Here is a 20,653-nt window from a genome sequence, read left to right on the forward strand (position 1 = left end):
GGCTCTTCTCATCAGTGGGGGAGGACGGCGTCAGCCGACGCCCTCCATGGCGCTCGTCTCGGTGTTGCCGATGCGGGCGATCACGTCGGGTCGACGACGCGACAGGTAGAGGTACCGGGTCAGCGCGAGAGCGACGGTGGCCAGGAAGATGTACGGGATCACGTTGTACGGGAACGCCGGCACCGGCCAGACGTTCGCGAAGAACACGTACGCCATGGTGACGACCGCGATGGTCGCGCACACCTTCACGAGGCCGTTGCGCATCTTCGCCCGCTGCGTGTAGACGACGCAGGCGATTGCGACGAGGGCATAGGCGACCATGTAGCCGTAGGTGCCCCAGGTGTTCACCCAGACGAGGATGTCGCCGGTCGCCGCTCCCGAGAGCAGCAGCACGATGTCGACCGTGATCGCGGCCGCGCCGGCGATGATCAGCACGCGGTGCGGGGTCAGGTGCTGCTCGTGGGTGCGACCGAACCGCTCGGCGACCACGCCCTCCTTGCCCATGACGTACACGATGCGCCCGATCACGTTGAGCGGAGCGACGACGACCGCGAAGAACGAGGCCGAGACACCGATCGTGAGGGCGGCGGCGAACCAGGCCGGCATGCCGATGAGAGCCGACATGCTCTCCAGCGGGCTGGCCGAGGTGGCGAGGTCGTCGCCCAACACCGTGATCTGCGTATACGCCGCGAACACGTATAGGACTCCGACGCCGAGCGCGCTCCACATGATCGCGCGGGGGATCGCCTTGTACGGCTCCTTGGCCTCTCGGCCGAGTGCGTCAGCGGAGGAGAACCCCACGAACCCGAGGATGCCGAGCACCATGCCCGACGCGACCCCCTGGAACGAGGATCCGGTGGCGAGCACCTGAGCGGGGTCCCACGCGGCGGGTCCGGCCCAGATGAGTGCCGCGACCAGGAGCACGAGGATGATACCCACGGAGAGGAGCTCGAGCACGAGCGAGACCCGGGCCGACAGGCGGATGCCGCGGATGGTGAACAGCGTCGCCAACCCGCCGAGTACGACGGCGAGGCCGATGTCCCATCCGAGTCCCTGGGCCGGAAGGCCGAGCATGCGGAGGAACTGGGCCATGTAGCTGACGGAACCGCTGAGGGAGGCGGCCGCGATGCCGAAGCAGCCGATCAGCAGGGTGACGCCGGCGAGGAAGGCGCCGAACGGCCCGAGGCCCTTCGACACGTACGTGTACAGCGAACCCGCCGAGGCGTGCTTGCGAGCGAACACGACGACGCAGTAGCCGACGCACAGGATGACGATCGTCGCCAGGGCGAAGGCGTAGATGGTGCCGTTGCCCGCACCGAGGAAGATCGCCGCCGCGGTGAAGGCGATGACGGCGCTGGGGGCGATGTTGGCGATGGCTTGAGCGGCGAGTTCGGGGCCGCTCATGACGCCGGTGCGAAGGCCGGCATCCTGGGGCGCGCCGGGCGGGGCGACGACGGTGTCAGACATGGGTTCTCCTGGATTCGGGTTTCAGGGGTGAGGGTCCGCGGTGCGCGGTCAGGGGATGAGGAGCGTACGCAGTGCCGAACCGGTCTCGAGATCGTCGAGGGCCGCCGCGGCCTCGGACAGCGGGCGCCGCCCGGAGATCAGGGGGTCGATCTTGAGCTGTCCGTCCATGTACCGGTCCACCAGAGCGGGAACGTCGATGGAGGGGCGGACGGAGCCGTAGTTCGATCCGAGGATGCGCTGGTCGGCCTCGGCGAGGACGAGGGGTTCGAACGAGGCGCGGGCACCCGTCGGGGGGAGGCCCACGATCACGGCGGCGCCGCCGAGCCCGAGCATCTGGATCGACTGCTCCGTCGTGCTGGTGCGTCCGATGGCGTCGAAGGCGTAGTCGACCCCGTCGGAGATCAGTTCCCGCAGCTGCGCGACGGCGTCGCCCTGAGAGGCGTCGATGCGGTCGGTCGCGCCGAACTGCAGGGCCAGCTGGGTCTTCTCGGGACGCACGTCGATCGCGACGATGCGCTCCGCACCGGCGAGTCGCGCCCCCTGGACGACGTTGAGGCCCACGCCGCCGCACCCGATCACCGCGACGGTGGAACCGGGCTCGACCGCGGCCGTGTTGAGCACCGCACCGACGCCGGTGGCCACGGCGCACCCGACGACGGCGACGACATCGAGCGGGGCGTCGTCGCGCACCTTCACGGCTCCGGACGCGGGCACCACGACCTCCTCGGCGAACGAGGAGACGCCGAGGTAGTGATGCAGCGTCTCGCCGTCGCGGCTGAGACGCGAGGTCCCGTCGAACAGCACGCCGAGGGGCGCGACCACGGTCGCGACCTTTTGACACCGTGCCTCGTGACCGGCGCGGCAGTAGCGGCACTCGCCGCACGGCGGCACCCAGCTCAGCACGACGTGATCGCCCACGGCGAGCGTGTTCACGCCTTCACCGAGTTCGGTGACGACGCCGGATCCTTCGTGGCCCATGACCAGGGGAGCAGCGGCATCCCACTCGCCGCGCTTCACGTGCAGGTCGGAGTGGCAGACGCCGGCGGCCGCGATTCGCACGCGGACCTCGCCGGCGCGCGGGGGCGCGAGGTCGACGTCGACGAACTCGATCGGTGACTGCGGATCGCGGAAGACAACAGCTTTCATGACATCCTTCGGGTGGAGAGGGGATGCGCACGATGCTAGGAGAGCGCGCCCGGTCGGAGCATCCGACAAATGTGTGAATGGAATAGCTTGCACTCGACATTTCGTATGATCGAGATATGGTTCGTGATGTCGTCTCCATAGCGCGGTACCTCGACGGCGAACTCCTGCAGGGCGAGGTCCCGAGCACCCGACACGTGAACTCGGTGGTCGCGATCGACGCGTTCGGCATCCCGACCGACCGGCTCTTCACGACACTCGTGACGACAGACGAGAAGCCGATCCTCGCTCTCGTCGACGATCCGGAACGCGCCACGCTCCTGCGCGACATCGTGCTCGTCACGAGCGTCGACACACCACCGCTGCGTCAGGTGCTCTCCGCAGCGCGGATCACCGCGATCGTGGGGGCGCACACATCGCAGGAACTGCTCATGCCCCGGCTCACGGCGCTCCTCGCCGTCGACCAGGCCGCGGAGGCCAGAGCGATCACCTCGGCGATGCGTGTTCTCACGCTCGCGGCTCGACGCAGCGGGATCACAGGCGTCATCGCCGAACTCGCACACCGGATCGACGGATGGGCCGTGCTCCTCGACCGGCACGGCGAGGTGATCACGACCGCCGGTGCGGGAAGCCTGCACATCGACGACGCGATCGCGGTCGCGATCGGCCGGCCCGTCCGCGTGCGTCATCGAGCACTGCAGGTTCATCCCGTGGGCCCCGGACAGGACGTCACCGCGCAGCTCGTCACCGCCCCGCGCAATGACAGCTCCGGTCGGGGCCGGGAACTCAGCTCGCAAGCCGCTGCGCTGCTCGATCTGCTCATGAGGACGCGCGACAGCAGCCATCTCGAGCGTCTCGGTCGATCGATGATGCTCGAGACGGTTCTCGAGGGCGGAGACCGGGCGACGCGCCTCCTCCGCCGCTGGGGTGTGCACGAGCGGACCCTCGTGGGATTCGCTCTGGCGTCCCGCACGAGCGGCGTCGACGTCGAGCATCTACTCGCACTGTGGCTGGACGAACTCGGCGCCGAGCACGTCTTCACATCGCAGCGCGGACTCATCCAGGGCCTGTTGCGGGAAGAGCACGTGGAAGAGATCGCGCACCGAGTGGAGGCCTTCGCCTCGACGCTGTACCTGGGCCTCGGACGCCCGGCCGGCACGGACGCACTCGCCCGGAGCGTCGACGAGTCCCGCCAGGCGTGCGAAGCGGCCCGTGCCGGTGGCGAACGTGTGGTCCGCTACACCACGATCCCGACCGTGTCCTTCGTGCTCGGGCAACTCGATCGGGAGCAGGTGGGCAGGGTCGGCCGACTGCTCGATCCGCTCCGTTCGGGGGATCAAGGGACGGAACTCATCGAGACGCTGCGGGTCTTCCTCGCCGCGAACAGTGCGTGGGGCGAGAGCGCCAGCCGCCTGCGGATCCACCGGCAGACCCTGACCGCTCGCATCCGACGGATCGAGGATCTGATCGGGCTGTCGTTGGCCGATCCGGACGATCGCGTCGCCGCGTGGCTCGCGCTGCGCGCGTCGGACGGCTGAGAGTCACCGGAGCGTTCGCTCAGCGCGCGGCGCCCTCCAGCGTTCCTTCGATCTGTCCGGCCGGATCGAACAGCACGCAGTAGACGGTGCGCCCGTCGGGCTGGTCCCACGTCTCTTCCGCCGGGGGGATCGGGTACACGCCGAGCGCGGACGCCTCCCGCTGCACTCCGACGAAGGCCGTGAACGCATCCCCGACGCACTCGGCGGAGGCTGCCTCGACCGCCTGCTGCGAGAAGGTGCCGTCGGGCATCTCGATCTCGTGGAAGACCTCTTCGTCATGCCGCTCTGCGCACGGGACGACTTCGGCGTCTTCGGGCAGGCCGCTGGCGGCTTCGAGGCGACAGTCACCGACCGTCACCGCGGGCGTCTCGACCTTCGCGACACCAGCGCCGTCGCCGGTCGCACTGCGTTCAGGAGAGGGCTCAGAGGTCCCGCAGCCGGTCAGGGCGACCGCGAGCGTCAGGGCGCACGCGGCGAACAGCAGAGACGGTCGTTCGTACAGCTTCATCTTGATCTTCCTTCGTGCCTTCGGAGACACGATCTCCACTCGTGCTGCGGCTCAGCCCTCGAGGTCGTCAACACCGGGCATCCAGCTCGCCCCCGGACGTCCCCATCCGCGCTTGCGTGCGATCTTCTGCACCGTCTTCCAATCGCCGTCGGAGAGACGATCCACATAGAGGATGCCGTCGAGGTGATCGAACTCGTGCTGCATGATCCGGGCACGCCACCCGTCCACGTCGATCGTGACCGGTCGGCCGTCCAGATCCGTCGCCGTCACGTGCACCCGCTCCGAGCGACGCAGGGGGAAACGCTCACCGGGGAACGAGAGGCAGCCCTCGGATTCGAGGTCGGGGTCGGGGTCGCCCGGTTCGAGCGGCACCATCCACAGCTCAGGGTTGATGAGCACGCCGCGCCAGGGCTGATCGTCGTCGTCCACGTAGGCGTAGGTGTAGATGCGCAGGGGCACGCCGACCTGCGGAGCCGCCAGCCCGACTCCCGGAGCGGTGTCCATCGTCTCGAACATGTCGGCGACGAGCGTGCGGATGTCGTCGGTGATCTCGTCGACGGGGGATGCGGGGGAGTGCAGGACGGGGTCGCCCATGATGCGAATCGGAAGTACAGCCACGTCACAACCCTAGTCGGCGGCGCTCGCCCGGTAGGCTCGTACCGTGACTGCTGGGGTGTGGATGAACGGGGCCGAACAGGTCGGCGATCAGCTCGTGGGAGCCTTCCAGAACCCCGGCATCCTGCTCGGGATCCCCCTGGCCCTCGCTGGAGCGGTCTTCATGTCGCTCGGCGCGCAATACCAGCACCGAGGAGTCGAGAAGGTCGAGCGCCTCAGCGGCGCCGATGGGGCATCGGGGCTGAGTTTCGACCAGTTGAAACGACTGCTCACACGGCCCTCCTGGCTCGTCGGAACGCTCATGCTCGGCCTCGCGGTGGTCTGTCAGCTCGCGGCCCTCGTCCAGGCGCCGCTGATCGTCGTGCAGCCGCTCGGTGCCATCGCGCTCGTCATCACGACGCTTTTGAACGCGAGAGTCTCCGGTCACAGTCCGACGAGACAATCGCTCACAGCCATAGCATGCTGTGTCGGAGGCATCTTCCTCTTCGTCTTCTTCGCCGCGATCTACGCGACCGAGCAGGAGGTGACGGAGCGCGAGCTCTTCGTGATCCTCGCCCTCCTGCTGGTGGTCATCATCATCCTCGGAGCCTGCTGGCTGATACTCCGTCACCGCATGCGTGCGCTGTTCTACGTGGTCGGCGCCGGCGTGCTCTACGGCTTCGTCGCCACCCTCGCCAAGGTCATCATCAAGCGCATCGAGGCCGGTCAGTTCGAGTGGATCACCGCGATCTGCGTCCTCGCGCTCCTCGCCGCGGCTGCGGTCGGCGGCTACTTCGTGCAGACCGCGTACAGCTCGGGACCGCCCGACCTGGTGATCGCCGGCCTCACGGTCGTCGATCCGCTCGTCGCGGTTCTGATCGGCATGGTCGTTCTCGGCGAGGCCGCGGCCGCACCGCCGTGGGTCATGGTGATCTTCGCGATCGCCGGAGCCATCGCCGTGTGGGGAGTGGTGGGTCTCGCCCGTTACCACCCGCAGGTGCTCAGCGACAGCCAGGAGCTGGGAATCGAGCGCGGGAGCACGCCGACGGGGCAGGGGGCGTCCGCAGAAGCCTCCTCCTCGCGGACGACGGCCGTCGACGCGACGGAACGTGAACGTCCGGAGAGCTCCGAGAGCCCGGATGACGGCGACCTTCCACCGCGGCGCTCCGGTCCCCCCGAGCAGCAGTAGCTGCAGGAGCGAGGACCGTGAGTGACGCGACGGTCAGTACGCCTGATCGATGAGGTCGGGTGAGACCTCGGAGGCGGCGGCCTCATCCACGAAGAACACGGTGCGCTTGCGCCCCTTGGCGCCGGCCGCCGGCACGCTCGTGTAGCTCGCACCGGCGAGGGCTAGTCCGAGTGCCGAGGCCTTGTCGGCGCCGGTGAGCACGAGCCACACCCGCTTCGACGAGTTGAGCACCGGACGGGTGAGCGTGACGCGCTCGGGCGGGGGCTTCGGAGAGTCGCGGACGGCGAGCGCAGCGGCGTCGGTGACCGTGACCTCCTCCCGATCCGGGAACAGCGAGGCGATGTGTCCGTCCGGACCGACGCCCAGGAAGCAGACGGCGAATGACGGCCACGGGTGCTCGTCGGTGCCGAAACGGGCGAGTTCGGCGGCGTAGGCCGCGGCCGACTCGTCGAGCGTGAGCCCGGTCTCCGGCCCCGCCACCTCATGCACGTTCTCTGCGGGCACGGGAATGTGGTCGAGGAGCGCCTCGCGCGACTGCAGGGAGTTCCTGTCCGCGTCGTCTCGCGGCACGAACCTCTCGTCACCCCACCAGAAGTGCACGAGTGACCAGTCGATCGCGGCGGACCGCGGATCGTCAGCCGTGGCGCGGAGCACGGCACCGCCCATCGAACCACCCGTGAGGGCGATGTGGGCGACTCGACCGTTCCGTGTGCGCGCGCGAACACGCGTGAGGAAACGGTCTGCTACTCGGGCGGCGAGGGCGGCGGGGGTGGATTCCACCACGACCCGCTTCTCTGCGGACGATACCGGCATCGACGTCACTCTCCAGTCTCGGGCGGACCCAGTTTCTCCCAGCCCTCGGTGATGACTCGACCGTACAGGACATCGGGGTCGAGCCTGCGCAGCTCCTCCGCGAGGCATTCGCGGAGCGTGCGGCGCGGCAGGTGGAGGTCGTGGTTCGGCTGATCCGGCTGCGTGAGGATGGCGATGCCGGGCGAAGGCCGCTCGAGCAGGATGTCGCCGGAGGCGCGGGTCAGACGGACCGACTTGATGCCCTCCTGCCAGTGCTCGGGGTTCTCGTACGACCAGCGCACGCGAACGCCCAGAGCCATCTGCAGCCAGGCGGCGAGCAGCGCGGTCGACGGAGAAGCCGACCCACCGCGCACCTCGACACCCGTGATGGGTTCGTACGGCGGCTGATCGAGCACAGCGGCCAACTGCTCCCGCCAGTGCGTCAGACGCGTCCAGGCGAGGTCCGTGTCTCCGGGGGCGTGGGTGCGTCCGAGCAGCGCGAGCCGATCGCGCACGTCGGGCGAGGTTGCGGCATCGGTGATGCGGCGCTGGGCGATGCGGCCGAGCGGTGACGTCGACGGCGAGGTCGGAGCATCCTCCGGCCACCAGGCGACCACGGGAGCGTCGGGCAGCAGAAGGCCGGTTATCAGGCTCTCTTCGTTGCTCGCGGCGTCTCCGTAGGCGCGCAGCACGACGACCTCGCTCGCGCCGGCGTCGCCGCCCACGCGGATCTGGGCGTCGAGGCGGGAATCGCCGTCGCCCGTGGTGATGACGATGACGCGCATGGGGTGTTCACGCGATGCGTCGTTGGCCGCATCGATGGCCGCTTCGGCGACACCGTTGCGGGCGGCGATGACCAGGGTCAGCACACGGCCGAGGGCGACGGCGCCGCCCTCTTCGCGTACCTTGACGAGCTGCTTGGCGACCTGACTGACGGTCGTGTCGGGAAGGTCGATGATCACGGGCGTCTCCAGACTCGTCCGTCGCGGGCCAGCAGGTCGTCGGCGGATGCCGGACCCCACGAGCCCGGAGCGTACTGCTCCACCGGACCGCCGACGGCCGCCCAGTACTTCTCCACGGGGTCGAGGATCTTCCAGGAGAGCTCGACCTCCTCGTGCCGCGGGAACAGCGGCGGGTCGCCCAGGAGGACGTCGAGGATCAGACGCTCGTAGGCCTCGGGGCTCGCCTCGGTGAAGGCGTGGCCGTAGCCGAAGTCCATCGTGACGTCGCGCACGTTGCTCCCGCTGCCGGGCACCTTGGATCCGAAGCGGATCGTCACACCCTCATCGGGCTGCACACGGATGACGAGCGCGTTCTGCCCGAGCTCCGAGGCGTTGCCACGCCCGAACAGGTGCTGTGGGGCCCGCTTGAAAACCACGGCGATCTCGGTCACGCGGCGTCCGAGACGCTTGCCGGTCCGCAGGTAGAACGGCACGTCGGCCCAGCGACGGGTGTCGATCTCGAGCTTGATGGCCGCATATGTCTCCGTGGTGGAGTCGGGGTTCATGCCCTCCTCGTCCAGGAAGCCGGTGACCTTGTCGCCGCCCTGCCACCCGCCGGCGTACTGCCCGCGAGCCGTGGCGAGGGAGAGATCGTCCGGCACGTGCACCGCGGCGAGCACCTTCTCCTTCTCGGCACGCAGGTGCTCCGCCGAGAGGCTGATGGGCTCCTCCATGGCGGTGAGCGCGAGCAGCTGCAGCAGGTGGTTCTGGATCACGTCGCGCGCTGCACCGATGCCGTCGTAGTACCCCGCGCGTCCGCCGACGCCGATGTCCTCGGCCATCGTGATCTGCACGTGGTCGACGTAGTTGCGGTTCCAGATCGGCTCGTACAGCTCGTTAGCGAAGCGCAGCGCCAGGATGTTCTGGACCGTCTCCTTGCCGAGGTAGTGGTCGATGCGGAAGATCGAGTCCGCGGGGAACGCGACCTCGAGCGCCGCGTTGAGCGCGCGGGCGGACTCGAGGTCGTGCCCGAACGGCTTCTCGATCACGACACGACGCCAGCGCTCGTCGTCATCGCTGTTCTCGCCGACGAGGCCGGAATCCTTCAGCTGCTTCGCGACGAGAGGGAAGTCCTTCGGCGGGATGGACAGGTAGAACGCGTGGTTGCCCATCGTGCCGCGTTCCAGGTCGAGCTTCTCGATGGTGTCGCGGAGCTTGCGGAACGAGTCGGGGTTGTCGAACTCACCCGACACGAACCGGATGCCCTGAAGCAGCTGCGTCCAGGTCTCCTCACGGAACGGCGTACGGGCGTGCTCCTTGACCGCGTCGTAGACGACCTGGGCGAAGTCCTGGTCCTCCCAGTCGCGGCGAGCGAACCCGACGAGGGCGAACCCCGGCGGAAGCAGACCGCGGTTGGCGAGATCGTAGACCGCGGGCATCAGCTTCTTGCGTGACAGGTCTCCGGTGACGCCGAAGATCACGAGCGCGCTGGGCCCCGCGATCCGGTTGAGACGACGGTCATCGGGGTCACGCAGCGGGTTGTGCCCGCGCGAGATGGGAACAGACATGGGTGGGGGATTCTCCTGCTGTTACTTCTGTGCGGCTTCGAAGAGGGCGAGCACGTCGTCCGAGGACTCGGTGATCGTCAGCGTGACGACCGGGCGGCCGTGCTCGGCGAGCACGGCGGCGTCGCCGGCGGCCTGGGCCTGGATGAGCTGCCCGAAGGTGAACGGGCGATCCGGGATCTCGAGATCGACCTCGGTGCGCTCCAGGATCTGCAGGAACACGCCCTGCGCCGGTCCGCCCTTGTGGTACTGGCCGGTCGAGTGAAGGAATCGCGGGCCCCATCCGAATGTGGTGGGGCGACCCGAGTCCGCCGCGACGAGCTCGCGCAGGCCCTGGAGCTGCGGAACCTCGAGGCGGTTGACGTATGCCTGGATCGACACGTAGCCATCGGCGGGGAGCTGGGCCCAGAGCGCATCGAGCACACCTTCGACGGTGCCGGAGGCGGCGAGGGCAGTGTCGGACACACGCACCTCGACACCGTTCTCGACGAATGCCGGAGCAGTCGGCTCCGGACGGGCGTCGAGAAGGCCGCGGGCGGCGATCTTCGCCGACTCCACGTCGGGCTGATCGAAAGGATTGATCCGGAGCAGGTGACCGGCGATCGCGGTCGCATACTCCCAGACGATGAGCTGCGCACCCAGGGTGCCGCTCACGAGGATCTCGCCCTCGTGGCGCTCGTGCAGGTGGAACTCGTTGGCGTCGTCGACCAGGCGGACGATCTGCAGGTCGGCGGGCACTGGGTCGAGTTCAGGAGAGACCGGGAGCAGGACCACCGGGAGGATGCCGGTGCCGTCCTTGCCGGTGGATTCGGCGATGAGCTGCTCGATCCAGTCCGGCAGACCCTTGATGTGCGTGCCGTCGGTGATCAGACCGAGCTTGTCGCGTCGCGGGTTCGTTGCGGCGATCGCTGCGCCGAGGCGGAGCGCGGGGTTCTCGGCGGAGTCCACCGCGACCTCGAGCGAAGACGCTTCGGCTTCGTTCAGCAGCTCGTCGATGTCGACGCCCGCGAGGCCCGAAGGCACCAGGCCGAAAGCGGTGAGTGCCGAGTAGCGGCCGCCGACGTTCGGGTCCGCATTGAAGACGCGGTATCCCGCTTCGCGGGCCGAGACATCGAGCGGCGAACCCGGGTCGGTCACGACGACGATGCGCTCCACGGGGTCGATTCCGAGATCGCGGAACGCGGCCTCGAACGTGCGGCGCTGCGAATCGGTCTCGACGGTGGAGCCCGACTTCGACGACACGACCAGCACGGTGTCGGTGAGCCCCTCGTCGAGAGCGGCGAGCACCTGGCCGGGGGCCGTGGAGTCGAGGATCGTCAGCGGCACACCCGCGGTCTGCGCGATGACCTCGGGCGCGAGCGAGGAGCCGCCCATGCCGGCGAGGATCACGCGGGTGACGCCCTTGGTGTTCAGATCGGCGCGCAGGGCGACGATCTCGGCGACGAGCGGGCGGGAGACCGAGACGGCCTCCACCCATCCGAGGCGCACGGCGGCCTCGGCCTCGGCGGCCGCACCCCAGAGGGTGGGGTCGCCGCCGGTGATGCGCGAGGCGACGAGATCGTGGACCAGGCTGGGCACGGTCTCATCGATCGCGGCTCGCGCCGCGCCGGACGTGTGGATCGAGAAGGTCATCGCTGGGACTCCAGAGCCTCGGCCACCTGACCCAGCAGGTCGTGCCAGGAGTCGATGAACTTCGAGACGCCCTCATCCTCCAGGACCTGCGTGACGTCGGTGAGGTCGATGCCCACGGCGGCGAGGTCATCGAACACCTGGTGCGCCTCCGCGTATCCGCCCGTGATGGTGTCGCCGGTGATGACGCCGTGATCGAACGTCGCCTCGAGGGTCTTCTCGGGCATGGTGTTCACCACGCCGTCGGCGACCAGCTCGGTCACGTACAGGGTGTCGGGGAGCGCGGGGTCCTTGACGCCGGTCGAGGCCCACAGCGGACGCTGCAGGTTCGCGCCGAGCTTGATCAGGTCCTGGGCGCGCTTCTCCGCGAACTTCTGCTCGAAGAGCTCGTAAGCGAGGCGCGCGTTCGCGAGCCCGGCCTTGCTCTTGAGCGCCTCGGCCTCGGGGGTGCCGATCGCCGACAGCCGCTTGTCGGTCTCGGTGTCGACACGAGACACGAAGAACGAGGCGACGGAATGGATGCTCGACAGGTCGAAATCGGCGCTGTGTGCGCGCTCCAGACCTGTCAGGTAGGCGTCGATGACCTCGGCGTAGCGCTCCAGGCTGAAGATCAGCGTGACGTTGACGCTGATGCCGGTCGCGATCGCCTCGGTGATCGCCGGAAGCCCTGCCTTGGTGGCCGGGATCTTGACGAGGAGGTTGGGGCGGTCGATCTTCGACCACAGCTCCTTGGCCTGAGCGACGGTGCCCGCGGTGTCGTGGGCGAGGTCGGGGGAGACCTCGATCGAGACGCGGCCGTCGACATGTCCCGAGGCCTCCCAGACGGGGCGGAACACATCGAGTGCGGCGCCGACGTCCTGGGTCGTGGCGGCGAACACCGCTTCCTCGGCGCTCGCCCCGGAGGCGGCGAGCTCGGTGACCTGTGCGTCGTACGACGTGTTGCTCTTGTCGGTGATCGCGTTCGCGAAGATCGTCGGGTTCGTCGTGACGCCGACGACGTTGCGCGACGAGATCAGCTCGGCGAGGTTGCCGGAGTCGATGCGGGTGCGGGAGAGGTCGTCGAGCCAGATGCTGACACCTGCGGCGGCGAGCTGTGCGGTGGGGGTGCTCATGCGTTCTCCTTGGTGCTGTTTGCGGCGATGGTCTCGCGTGCGGCCGCGATGACGGCCTCGGTCGTGATGCCGAACTTCTCGAACAGGGTCTTGTAATCGGCGGAGGCGCCGAAGTGGTCGATTCCGACCGAACGGCCGCGGTCGCCCACGATTCCGCGCCAGGAGAGCACGGAGCCCGCCTCCACGGAGACACGAGCGGTGACGGATGCGGGAAGCACGCTCTCGCGGTAGGCCTCGTCCTGCTCATCGAACCACTCGAGCGACGGAGCGGAGACCACGCGGACGTTCACGCCGTCGGCGGCCAGCGCCTCGCGGGCGTTCACGGCGAGCTGCACTTCCGAGCCTGTGGCCACGATGATGACGTCCGGGGTGCCGTTCGGCGCCTCGGCGAGGACGTAGGCGCCCTTGGCCGCGTTGTCCGCCGAAGCGAACGTGTCGCCGGAGGCTGCACCCTCGCCGCGCTCGAACACCGGGATGTTCTGGCGGGTCAGCGCGATGCCGGCCGGTCCCTCGTGGCGACGGAGGATCTCGAGCCAGGTGGCCGAGGTCTCGTTGGCGTCGGCGGGGCGGACGACCGTGAAGTTCGGGATCGCGCGGAGCGTCGCGAGCTGCTCGATCGGCTGGTGCGTCGGTCCGTCCTCACCGAGGGCGACGGAGTCGTGGGTCCAGACGAAGATGCTCGGGATGTTCATGAGGGCGGCGAGACGCACCGAGGGACGCATGTAGTCGCTGAAGATGAGGAAGGTGCCGCCGAACGCGCGCGTCTTGCCGTGCAGGACGATGCCGTTGACGATCGCGCCCATGGCGTGCTCGCGGATGCCGAAGTGCAGCACCCGTCCGTACGGGTTGCCCGACCACTCATGGGTCGACCACTCGGCCGGGATGAACGACGGCGCCCCCTTGATCGTGGTGAGGTTCGACTCGGCGAGGTCGGCCGAACCGCCCCACAGCTCCGGAAGCTCGGCGGCGAGGGCGTTGATGACCTGGCCGGATGCGGCGCGGGTCGACACCTCCCTGCCGGACTCGAACACCGGGAGCGCGGCCGTGATGTCGGCGGGGAGCTCCTGTGCCTCGAGACGGTCGAGGAGCGCTTTCTTCTCGGGGTTCGCGGCGGCCCAGGCGTCGAAGGACTCCTGCCAGGCGGCGCGGGCTTCGGCGGCACGAGCCGCGAGACCGCGGGTGTGGGCGAGTACGTCGTCGGCGACCACGAAGGTCTGCTCGGGGTCGAAGCCGAGCACCTTCTTCGTGGCAGCGAGCTCGTCGGCTCCGAGAGCGGAACCGTGGATCTTGCCGGAGTTCTGCTTGCCGGGCGACGGCCATCCGATGATCGTCTTGAGGATGATGAGCGACGGCTTCGAGGTCTCGCCCTTGGCGGCCTCGATCGCGGCGAACAGTTCGGCGACGTCTTCGACGTACTCACCGGTCTTCTTCCAGTCGACGGTCTGCACCTGCCAGCCGTAGGCCTCGTAGCGCTTCGCGACGTCCTCGGTGAAGGCGACGTTGGTGTCATCCTCGATCGAGATCTGGTTGGAGTCGTAGATGGCGATCAGGTTGCCGAGCTGCTGGTGGCCCGCGAGCGAGGAGGCCTCGCTGGTCACGCCCTCCTGCAGGTCGCCGTCGCCGGCCACCACGTAGACGAAGTGATCGAACGGGCTGGTGCCGGCGTCCGCCTCGGGATCGAACAGGCCGCGCTCGTAGCGGGCGGCGTAGGCGAAGCCGACGGCGGAGGCGAGGCCCTGGCCGAGCGGGCCGGTGGTGATCTCGACGCCCTTGGTGTGGCCGTACTCCGGGTGGCCCGGCGTCAGCGAACCCCAGGTGCGCAGTGCCTTGAGGTCGTCGAGCTCCAGTCCGAAGCCACCGAGGTAGAGCTCCACGTACTGCGTGAGCGAGGAGTGTCCCGCAGAGAGGATGAAGCGGTCGCGGCCCAGCCAGTCGACGTCGGTCGGGTCGTGGCGCAGCACGCGCTGGTAGAGGAGGTACGCGGCCGGAGCGAGGCTCATGGCCGTGCCGGGGTGACCGTTACCGACCTTCTCGACGGCATCGGCCGCCAGGATTCGGGCGGTGTCCACCGCGCGTCGATCGATCTCATCCCACTGCAATTCCGACACGTTCATGCCCTTTCCGACAGTTTCGAGGGCGCCCTTATTCCCTGGCGCATCCGCAACTTCCCTGGCGCATCCTGCACCGTCGCGGAGACGGGTGGAGGGGTGTGCGCAGCGCCGGGCGCGCGAGTGCTTTCAGCATAGCGAAGACGACTGTCGTGCTACGCGAGTGGACGGCGCGGATGACGTCATCCGGTGTCATAGACTGGAGAGGTTGTCCGGTCACATGTGCGGAGGAGGCGATCGAGATCTCGACGATGTCTGATCAGACCGTGAGGAAGTCGTCCATCGGTCGCACGGTGAAGGCTTACGTCACGCTGACCAAGCCGCGTGTCCTCGAGCTTCTGCTCGTCTCGACCGTTCCGGTGATGTTCCTGGCGCAGGGCGGACTGCCCAACCTGTGGCTGGTGCTGGCGACCGTCATCGGCGGCTCGTTGAGCGCCGGTTCCGCCGCCGCATTCAACATGTACCTCGATCGTGACATCGACGCGCACATGCATCGCACCGAAAATCGACCGCTGGTCACGGGCGAGATCAGCCCGCGCGGCGCGCTGATCTTCTCCTGGACGCTCGCGATCGTGTCGACGGTCTGGCTGCTCGCCACGACCAACTGGCTCGCCGCAACCCTGTCCGCGACCGCGATCTTCTTCTACGTCGTGATCTACACGATGATCCTCAAGCGCCGCACCGAGCAGAACATCATCTGGGGCGGCATCGCCGGGTGCTTCCCCGTGCTCATTGGCTGGTCCGCCGTCACCGGCTCGCTCGACTGGCCGGCGTTCGTCCTCTTCCTCCTGATCTTCCTCTGGACGCCGCCGCACTACTGGCCGCTGTCGATGAAGTACAAGGACGATTACGAAGACGTCGATGTGCCGATGCTGGGTGTCACCCGCAACGCCTCGCAGGTCGGCCTCCAGGTCATCCTCTACGCGTGGGCGACGGTGGCGTGCTCTCTGCTCCTCGTCCCGATCGCGGACATGGGCCTGGTCTACACCGTCTCCGCGGCCGTCTTCGGCGGATGGTTCATCTACGAGTCGCACCGGCTCTACAACCGTGCCGTCCACGGCACCGAGCCGCGGCCCATGCGCGTGTTCCACGCCTCGATCACCTACCTGACGCTGATCTTCGTCGCGGTCGCGATCGACCCGCTGCTGCCGTTCTGACCCGAAAGCTTCTGAAACGACGGAGCGGCGCCGATTCCTCGGCGCCGCTCCGTCGTTCTTTCCGCTCAGCAGATCAGCGTGTGATCGTCGAGTCGTCCGGCTTCGCGTCGCTGGCGGGAGCGTCGTCCCGAGCGGTGTCGTGCGCGTCAGCGGCGGGCACCTCGTCGACTGTCGCCGTGTCGTACGTCGGCGCTGCCGCGGGGGATTCCGTGGTTTCGGACGTTGCGGTCTCGGCCGCGGCCTGAGGCTGTGCGGTCTCGGCGGTCCAGTCGATCGCCTCGACGACGGCCGGGGCGGGAGCGGGGACGAGCGAGCGTGCCGCGACGAGCCCGAGGGTGAACAGGATGCCGACGATTCCGGCCGCGAGGACGCCTGCGCCCACGACGACGAGCGACTGGCCGACGTATACCTCGACGCCCGTGGCCGTGCCGTCGAGCAGGGTGGTCGTCATCGTCCCGATCTGACCGGAGATGAGCCATCCGCCGACAGCTGTCGTGGCGAGGGACACGACCAGGAGGAGCCAGAATCCGATGCTGCGTGAGAGTGACTTGTTCATGTCGTCCACGATCGCGGACACGCTGATGAGTCGGCGATGTGCGAGCTGTGGATCGCCTGTGCGGGGTCAGGCCTCGGCGGGGACCTGGCGCTTCAGATGGAGCACGACCACGGTGTATGCGGCGGCCGAGAGCGAGGCGAGCACCATGTGGATGCCGACGAGCAGCGGAGGGAGTCCCTCACGTGCCTGCCAGACCCCCACACCGACCTGCACCAGTATCGCCAGCACCAGGACGAGCAGCCAGCGCCGCGGCTCCAGGCGCAGCGCCCAGGCGGCGACCGTGAGGAACAGCACGAGGGCGGCCAGGATATAGCCGGGCCACGAGTGCACGTGGGCGAGCACGGTCGCGTCGAAGCCGTGCCGCAGCACATCCGCGTCGCCGGAATGGGGACCCGACCCGGTCGTCAGCACGCCGAAGACGATCGTCACGGCGAGTGCGAGGCCGGTCACGTGGGTGACAGCCGCGAACCACGCGGGAACCGCGCGCTCACGGGGTCCGCCGTCCGTCTTCAGGCGCACCAGGAACGCCGCCGTGATGCAGACGAGCAGCAGGGACGAGGTGTAGTGGAAGCCCACGATGAAGGGGTTGAGGCCGGTCAGCACCGTGATGCCGCCGACGAGCGCCTGGGCGACCACGCCGATGAGTACGAGCCAGGCCAGTAGGACCAGGTCGCGTCTGGAGGGCGTCGTGCGGATGGAGCGGACCGCCGCCGCGATGACAGCGATCAAGAGCACGCCGAGCGCGATGGGGGAGGCCGGGAAGTGCAGGGGGGCGGCGATGCCGAACGCGGCGACGGCCGCCACGATGCCGCCGGCGGCGAACCAGAGCGCGGTGACCAGGCCGCGCTTCCCGCTGAAGAGGTGCAGGACCAGCAGCACGACCGCCAGCGCGATGATCCCCACCACACCCGTCATCAGCCGGTTGCCGAACTCGATGATGCCGTGGATGCCCTGCACTTCGAGGATCGGGACCAGGGAGTCCGGTGTGCACAGCGGCCAGTCGGAGCATCCGAGGCCCGATCCGGTGAGGCGCACCGCGCCGCCGGTGCCGATGATGATGGTCTCGCTGAGGAAGGAGAGCCAGGCGAAGACCGTCAGCGCGCGTCCCCACGGAGCAGAACGGGGCGGAGCCGTCTGCGTCGGAGTGGAGGCGGGGATCGTCGTCTCGGGCATTAGTCCTCCGGACCGCGCTGGAACCTGCGGGCATGGCCCGTCTGTCAGGCGGAACCTGTAGAATCGGATTGTTGCGATGAGCGCTGACCGCGCTGAAGCATCGACAACAGTTTAGGCGCGATGGAAGCGCCGGTGATGAGGGCCCACCAACGGCACCCGCTCCCGCAGACTCGACGGGGATCAGGTGTGTCGGGGCGGATGACACCGTTTGGGACCTGTGAGGAGAGTGTTGGATGTCGGATGTACTGATCGACCGCCCGGAGCTTGACGGTCTGGGGGTGTACGAATTCGGCTGGCACGATGAAGACGCCGCCGGCGCCATCGCCAAACGCGGGATCTCGGAAGAGGTCGTGCGAGGAATCTCTGCGCTCAAGAACGAACCCGAATGGATGCTGAAGACCCGTCTCAAGGGTTACCAGCTCTTCGGGAAGAAGCCGATGCCGACCTGGGGCGCCGACCTCAGCGAGATCGACTTCGACAACATCAAGTACTTCGTCCGCTCCACCGAGAAGCAGGCGCAGACGTGGGAAGACCTTCCCGTCGAGATCCGTGAGACCTACGAGCGCCTCGGCATCCCCGAGGCCGAACGCCAGCGTCTCGTCGCCGGTGTCGCCGCCCAGTACGAGTCCGAGGTCGTCTACCACCAGATCCGCGAGGACCTGGAGGCACAGGGCGTCATCTTCATGGACACCGACACGGCCCTGCGCGAGCACCCCGAGTTCTTCGAGGAGTACTTCGGCACGGTCATCCCCGCCGGCGACAACAAGTTCGCCGCGCTGAACACGGCCGTCTGGTCGGGCGGCTCCTTCGTCTACGTCCCCAAGGGCGTGCACGTCGAGATCCCGCTGCAGGCGTACTTCCGCATCAACACCGAGAACATGGGCCAGTTCGAGCGGACCCTGATCATCGCCGACGAGGACAGCTACATCCACTACATCGAGGGCTGCACGGCCCCGATCTACAAGTCGGACTCGCTGCACTCGGCCGTCGTCGAGATCATCGTGAAGAAGAACGCCCGCGTTCGCTACACGACGATCCAGAACTGGTCGAACAACGTCTACAACCTGGTCACCAAGCGCGCCGTGGCGTACGAGGGTGCGACCATGGAGTGGGTCGACGGCAACATCGGCTCCAAGGTGACGATGAAGTACCCGTCGATCTACCTGATGGGCGAGCACGCCAAGGGCGAGACGCTGTCGGTCGCCTTCGCCGGTCCCGGTCAGCACCAGGACGCCGGCGCCAAGATGATCCACATGGCTCCGTACACGCAGTCGTCGATCGTCTCGAAGTCGATCGCCCGCGGCGGAGGACGAGCCGGCTATCGCGGTGAGGTGCGAGTGGATGCCGCGGCACACCACTCCGCGAACACCGTGCGCTGCGACGCTCTGCTCGTCGACACGAAGTCCCGCTCCGACACCTATCCGGCGATCGACATCCGTGTCGACGACGTGCAGCTCGGCCACGAGGCCACGGTCTCGAAGGTGAGCGAGGAGCAGCTGTTCTACCTGCAGTCCCGCGGCATGCCCGAGGACGAGGCGATGGCGATGATCGTGCGCGGCTTCATCGAGCCGATCGCGCGGGAACTGCCGATGGAATACGCGATGGAACTGAACAAGCTCATCGAGATGGGCATGGAAGGATCGGTCGGCTAGTGACCGCCGCTACGACAGCGCCTGCCGAGGCGCAGCACACGAACGCGCACATCGACCCCGCCGCCCAGGTGGCCGCGGCCGGATTCGTCCCGGTGCAGACCCGCTCCGAGCGTCCGCACTCTTTCGAGCCGGCCGACTTCGGCGCCCCCACCGGGCGCGAGGTCAACTGGAAGCACACACCCGTCGCGCAGCTCACCTCGCTGTTCGAGGTGGCTCCGCAGAACGACGGTGTGAGTTACACGATCAACGCGGGGGAGCAGTACATCGCCGCGCCGCTCGCGATCGGTACCGCCCCCCGCGGCGAGGTCTTCCTCGCCGAAGACGTCACCGCGGCCGTGGCCTGGCAGGGATCCGTCGAGGCCCTCCACGTGCGGATCCCGCGCGAGGAAGAGGTCGCAGAGCCGATCTTCGTCTCCATCGCCGGTCTCGGAGCCGACCGTCGTGCCGACGCGCACATCGTGATCGAGGCGCTCGAGCACAGCTCGGCGACCGTCGTCCTGCAGCACACCGGGTCCGCCCAGTACGTCCAGAACGTCGAGATCATCGTCCGCGACGGCGCGAAGCTGTCGGTCATCAGCCTGCAGCAGTGGGCGGATGACGCGGTCCATGCGTCTGCACACCAGGCACGGGTCGGTGCGGATGCGACGCTCAAGCACTTCGTCGTGAGCTTCGGCGGCGGCGTCGTGCGCGTCAACCCGAACGTCGAGCTCGCAGGCGCTGGCTCCGAGGGGTACCTCTACGGCCTGTCCTATGCAGACGCCGGGCAGCATCTGGAGAGCCAGGTGTACCTGCACCACAAGGGACCGCACACCAAGGGCGACGTCCTTTACAAGGGCGCGCTGCAGGGTCAGGGCGCACACAGCGTCTGGATCGGCGACGTGCTGATCGGTGCCGATGCCACGGGTACCGACTCCTACGAGGCGAACCGCAACCTGGTCCTCACCGAGGGCGCCCGCGCCGACTCGATCCCGAACCTCGAGATCGAGACCGGCGACATCCTCGGCGCCGGACACGCGAGTGCGACGGGTCGTTTCGACGACGAGCAGCTGTTCTACCTGCAGGCGCGCGGTATCAGCGAGGAGGAGGCACGTCGGCTCGTCGTGCTCGGCTTCCTCACCGACATCGTGCAGCGCCTCGGCATCCCCGCCCTCGAGACCGAGCTGCTGGCGGCGATCGAGGCGGAGCTGGCCGAGGTGAGTGCATGACCGCCGTACGCGTCTGCGGAGTCGCCGACCTCGAGCAGGACATGCCGTTGCGTGTCGATCCGGGCGGCGTGCCGATCACGGTGATCAAAGACGGCGAGGGAGTCATCCACGCCATCGGCGACACCTGCACCCACGGCGACATCTCGCTGTCCGAAGGCTTCGTCGAAGGTGACACGGTGGAGTGCTGGGCTCACGGCTCCGCGTTCTCGCTGCTCACCGGCAAGCCCCAGAATCTCCCCGCATATGAGCCCGTCCCGGTCTACGTCGTCCAGATCGACGGCGACGACGTGCTCATCGATCCGACTGTTATTAAGGAAGTTTGAA

At 68.1% G+C, this 20,653-nt stretch carries 18 protein-coding genes; 6 read left to right on the forward strand and 12 right to left on the reverse strand.

Going from position 1 to position 20,653, the window contains the following annotated elements:
• Positions 1–30 precede the first annotated feature (30 nt).
• Positions 31–1,467 carry an APC family permease gene (locus tag ACIOTO_RS14770; RefSeq protein ID WP_105710090.1) on the reverse strand — a complete coding sequence of 479 codons (1,437 nt, stop codon included), beginning with the start codon at positions 1,465–1,467 and terminating at the stop codon, positions 31–33.
• Between the two features lie 48 nt (positions 1,468–1,515).
• On the reverse strand, positions 1,516–2,613 hold the full coding sequence (locus tag ACIOTO_RS14775) for an alcohol dehydrogenase catalytic domain-containing protein (RefSeq protein ID WP_029261740.1): 1,098 nt from the start codon (positions 2,611–2,613) through the stop codon (positions 1,516–1,518).
• Positions 2,614–2,729: 116 nt separating this feature from the next.
• On the opposite strand from ACIOTO_RS14775, the gene ACIOTO_RS14780 reads away from it, so the two are divergent.
• Positions 2,730–4,148, forward strand: a complete 1,419-nt coding sequence (locus ACIOTO_RS14780; protein WP_400858420.1) for a PucR family transcriptional regulator — start codon at positions 2,730–2,732, stop codon at positions 4,146–4,148.
• A 19-nt stretch (positions 4,149–4,167) separates the two neighbouring features.
• On the opposite strand, the gene ACIOTO_RS14785 is transcribed toward ACIOTO_RS14780, so the two are convergent.
• Both ACIOTO_RS14785 and def read right to left on the reverse strand, forming a co-directional pair.
• Positions 4,168–4,656 (reverse strand): hypothetical protein, encoded by a 489-nt coding sequence (locus tag ACIOTO_RS14785; protein ID WP_400858421.1) that lies wholly within the window; start codon positions 4,654–4,656, stop codon positions 4,168–4,170.
• 51 nt (positions 4,657–4,707) lie between these two features.
• Positions 4,708–5,274 (reverse strand): peptide deformylase, encoded by a 567-nt coding sequence (gene def, locus ACIOTO_RS14790; protein ID WP_105710086.1) that lies wholly within the window; start codon positions 5,272–5,274, stop codon positions 4,708–4,710.
• A gap of 61 nt (positions 5,275–5,335) precedes the next feature.
• Between def and ACIOTO_RS14795 the strand changes: the two genes are divergently transcribed.
• Complete coding sequence (locus ACIOTO_RS14795) at positions 5,336–6,439, forward strand: DMT family transporter (protein WP_400858593.1); 1,104 nt, start codon at positions 5,336–5,338, stop codon at positions 6,437–6,439.
• A gap of 33 nt (positions 6,440–6,472) precedes the next feature.
• Here ACIOTO_RS14795 and pgl read toward each other — a convergent pair whose 3' ends face one another.
• Genes pgl through tkt form a run of 6 tightly spaced genes read right to left on the reverse strand, consistent with a single transcriptional unit; the run spans position 6,473 to position 14,586 of the window.
• On the reverse strand, positions 6,473–7,252 hold the full coding sequence (gene pgl / locus ACIOTO_RS14800; protein WP_400858422.1) for a 6-phosphogluconolactonase: 780 nt from the start codon (positions 7,250–7,252) through the stop codon (positions 6,473–6,475).
• Between the two features lie 5 nt (positions 7,253–7,257).
• A complete protein-coding gene (locus ACIOTO_RS14805) occupies positions 7,258–8,193 on the reverse strand; it encodes a glucose-6-phosphate dehydrogenase assembly protein OpcA (RefSeq protein WP_029261746.1) in 936 nt (311 codons plus the stop codon).
• Positions 8,190–9,740, reverse strand: a complete 1,551-nt coding sequence (gene zwf, locus ACIOTO_RS14810) for a glucose-6-phosphate dehydrogenase (RefSeq protein WP_400858423.1) — start codon at positions 9,738–9,740, stop codon at positions 8,190–8,192. Before zwf ends, ACIOTO_RS14805 begins: the two co-directional genes overlap by 4 nt.
• A gap of 21 nt (positions 9,741–9,761) precedes the next feature.
• A complete protein-coding gene (locus ACIOTO_RS14815) occupies positions 9,762–11,369 on the reverse strand; it encodes a glucose-6-phosphate isomerase (RefSeq protein WP_400858424.1) in 1,608 nt (535 codons plus the stop codon).
• Positions 11,366–12,478: a transaldolase gene (tal, locus tag ACIOTO_RS14820; RefSeq protein ID WP_029261749.1), complete on the reverse strand. Its 1,113-nt coding sequence runs from the start codon at positions 12,476–12,478 to the stop codon at positions 11,366–11,368. Before tal ends, ACIOTO_RS14815 begins: the two co-directional genes overlap by 4 nt.
• Entirely contained in the window at positions 12,475–14,586 is a 2,112-nt protein-coding gene (gene tkt / locus ACIOTO_RS14825; protein WP_400858594.1) for a transketolase, read from the reverse strand. Before tkt ends, tal begins: the two co-directional genes overlap by 4 nt.
• 251 nt (positions 14,587–14,837) lie before the next feature.
• On the opposite strand from tkt, the gene ACIOTO_RS14830 reads away from it, so the two are divergent.
• Positions 14,838–15,743: a heme o synthase gene (locus ACIOTO_RS14830; RefSeq protein WP_400858425.1), complete on the forward strand. Its 906-nt coding sequence runs from the start codon at positions 14,838–14,840 to the stop codon at positions 15,741–15,743.
• Positions 15,744–15,816: 73 nt separating this feature from the next.
• Here ACIOTO_RS14830 and ACIOTO_RS14835 read toward each other — a convergent pair whose 3' ends face one another.
• Together ACIOTO_RS14835 and ACIOTO_RS14840 are read right to left on the reverse strand one after the other, a co-directional pair.
• Complete coding sequence (locus tag ACIOTO_RS14835) at positions 15,817–16,299, reverse strand: hypothetical protein (protein ID WP_400858426.1); 483 nt, start codon at positions 16,297–16,299, stop codon at positions 15,817–15,819.
• A gap of 66 nt (positions 16,300–16,365) precedes the next feature.
• Positions 16,366–17,472, reverse strand: a complete 1,107-nt coding sequence (locus ACIOTO_RS14840) for a heme A synthase (RefSeq protein WP_400858427.1) — start codon at positions 17,470–17,472, stop codon at positions 16,366–16,368.
• Positions 17,473–17,705: 233 nt separating this feature from the next.
• Here ACIOTO_RS14840 and sufB point away from each other — a divergent pair, with 233 nt between their 5' ends.
• From sufB to ACIOTO_RS14855, 3 genes are read left to right on the forward strand one after another with little or no spacing between them, the layout of a single operon-like run.
• The gene (gene sufB / locus ACIOTO_RS14845; RefSeq protein ID WP_400858428.1) at positions 17,706–19,124 is read left to right on the forward strand and encodes a Fe-S cluster assembly protein SufB; all 1,419 of its coding nucleotides are present in this window, start codon (positions 17,706–17,708) and stop codon (positions 19,122–19,124) included.
• Positions 19,124–20,329: a Fe-S cluster assembly protein SufD gene (sufD, locus tag ACIOTO_RS14850; protein ID WP_400858429.1), complete on the forward strand. Its 1,206-nt coding sequence runs from the start codon at positions 19,124–19,126 to the stop codon at positions 20,327–20,329. Before sufB ends, sufD begins: the two co-directional genes overlap by 1 nt.
• Positions 20,326–20,652 (forward strand): non-heme iron oxygenase ferredoxin subunit, encoded by a 327-nt coding sequence (locus tag ACIOTO_RS14855; protein ID WP_400858430.1) that lies wholly within the window; start codon positions 20,326–20,328, stop codon positions 20,650–20,652. Before sufD ends, ACIOTO_RS14855 begins: the two co-directional genes overlap by 4 nt.
• Position 20,653: the final 1 nt, after the last annotated feature.

Origin of the sequence: Microbacterium sp. NPDC087592 (assembly GCF_044743585.1) — a bacterium.
Taxonomy (GTDB): Bacteria; Actinomycetota; Actinomycetes; order Actinomycetales; family Microbacteriaceae; genus Microbacterium.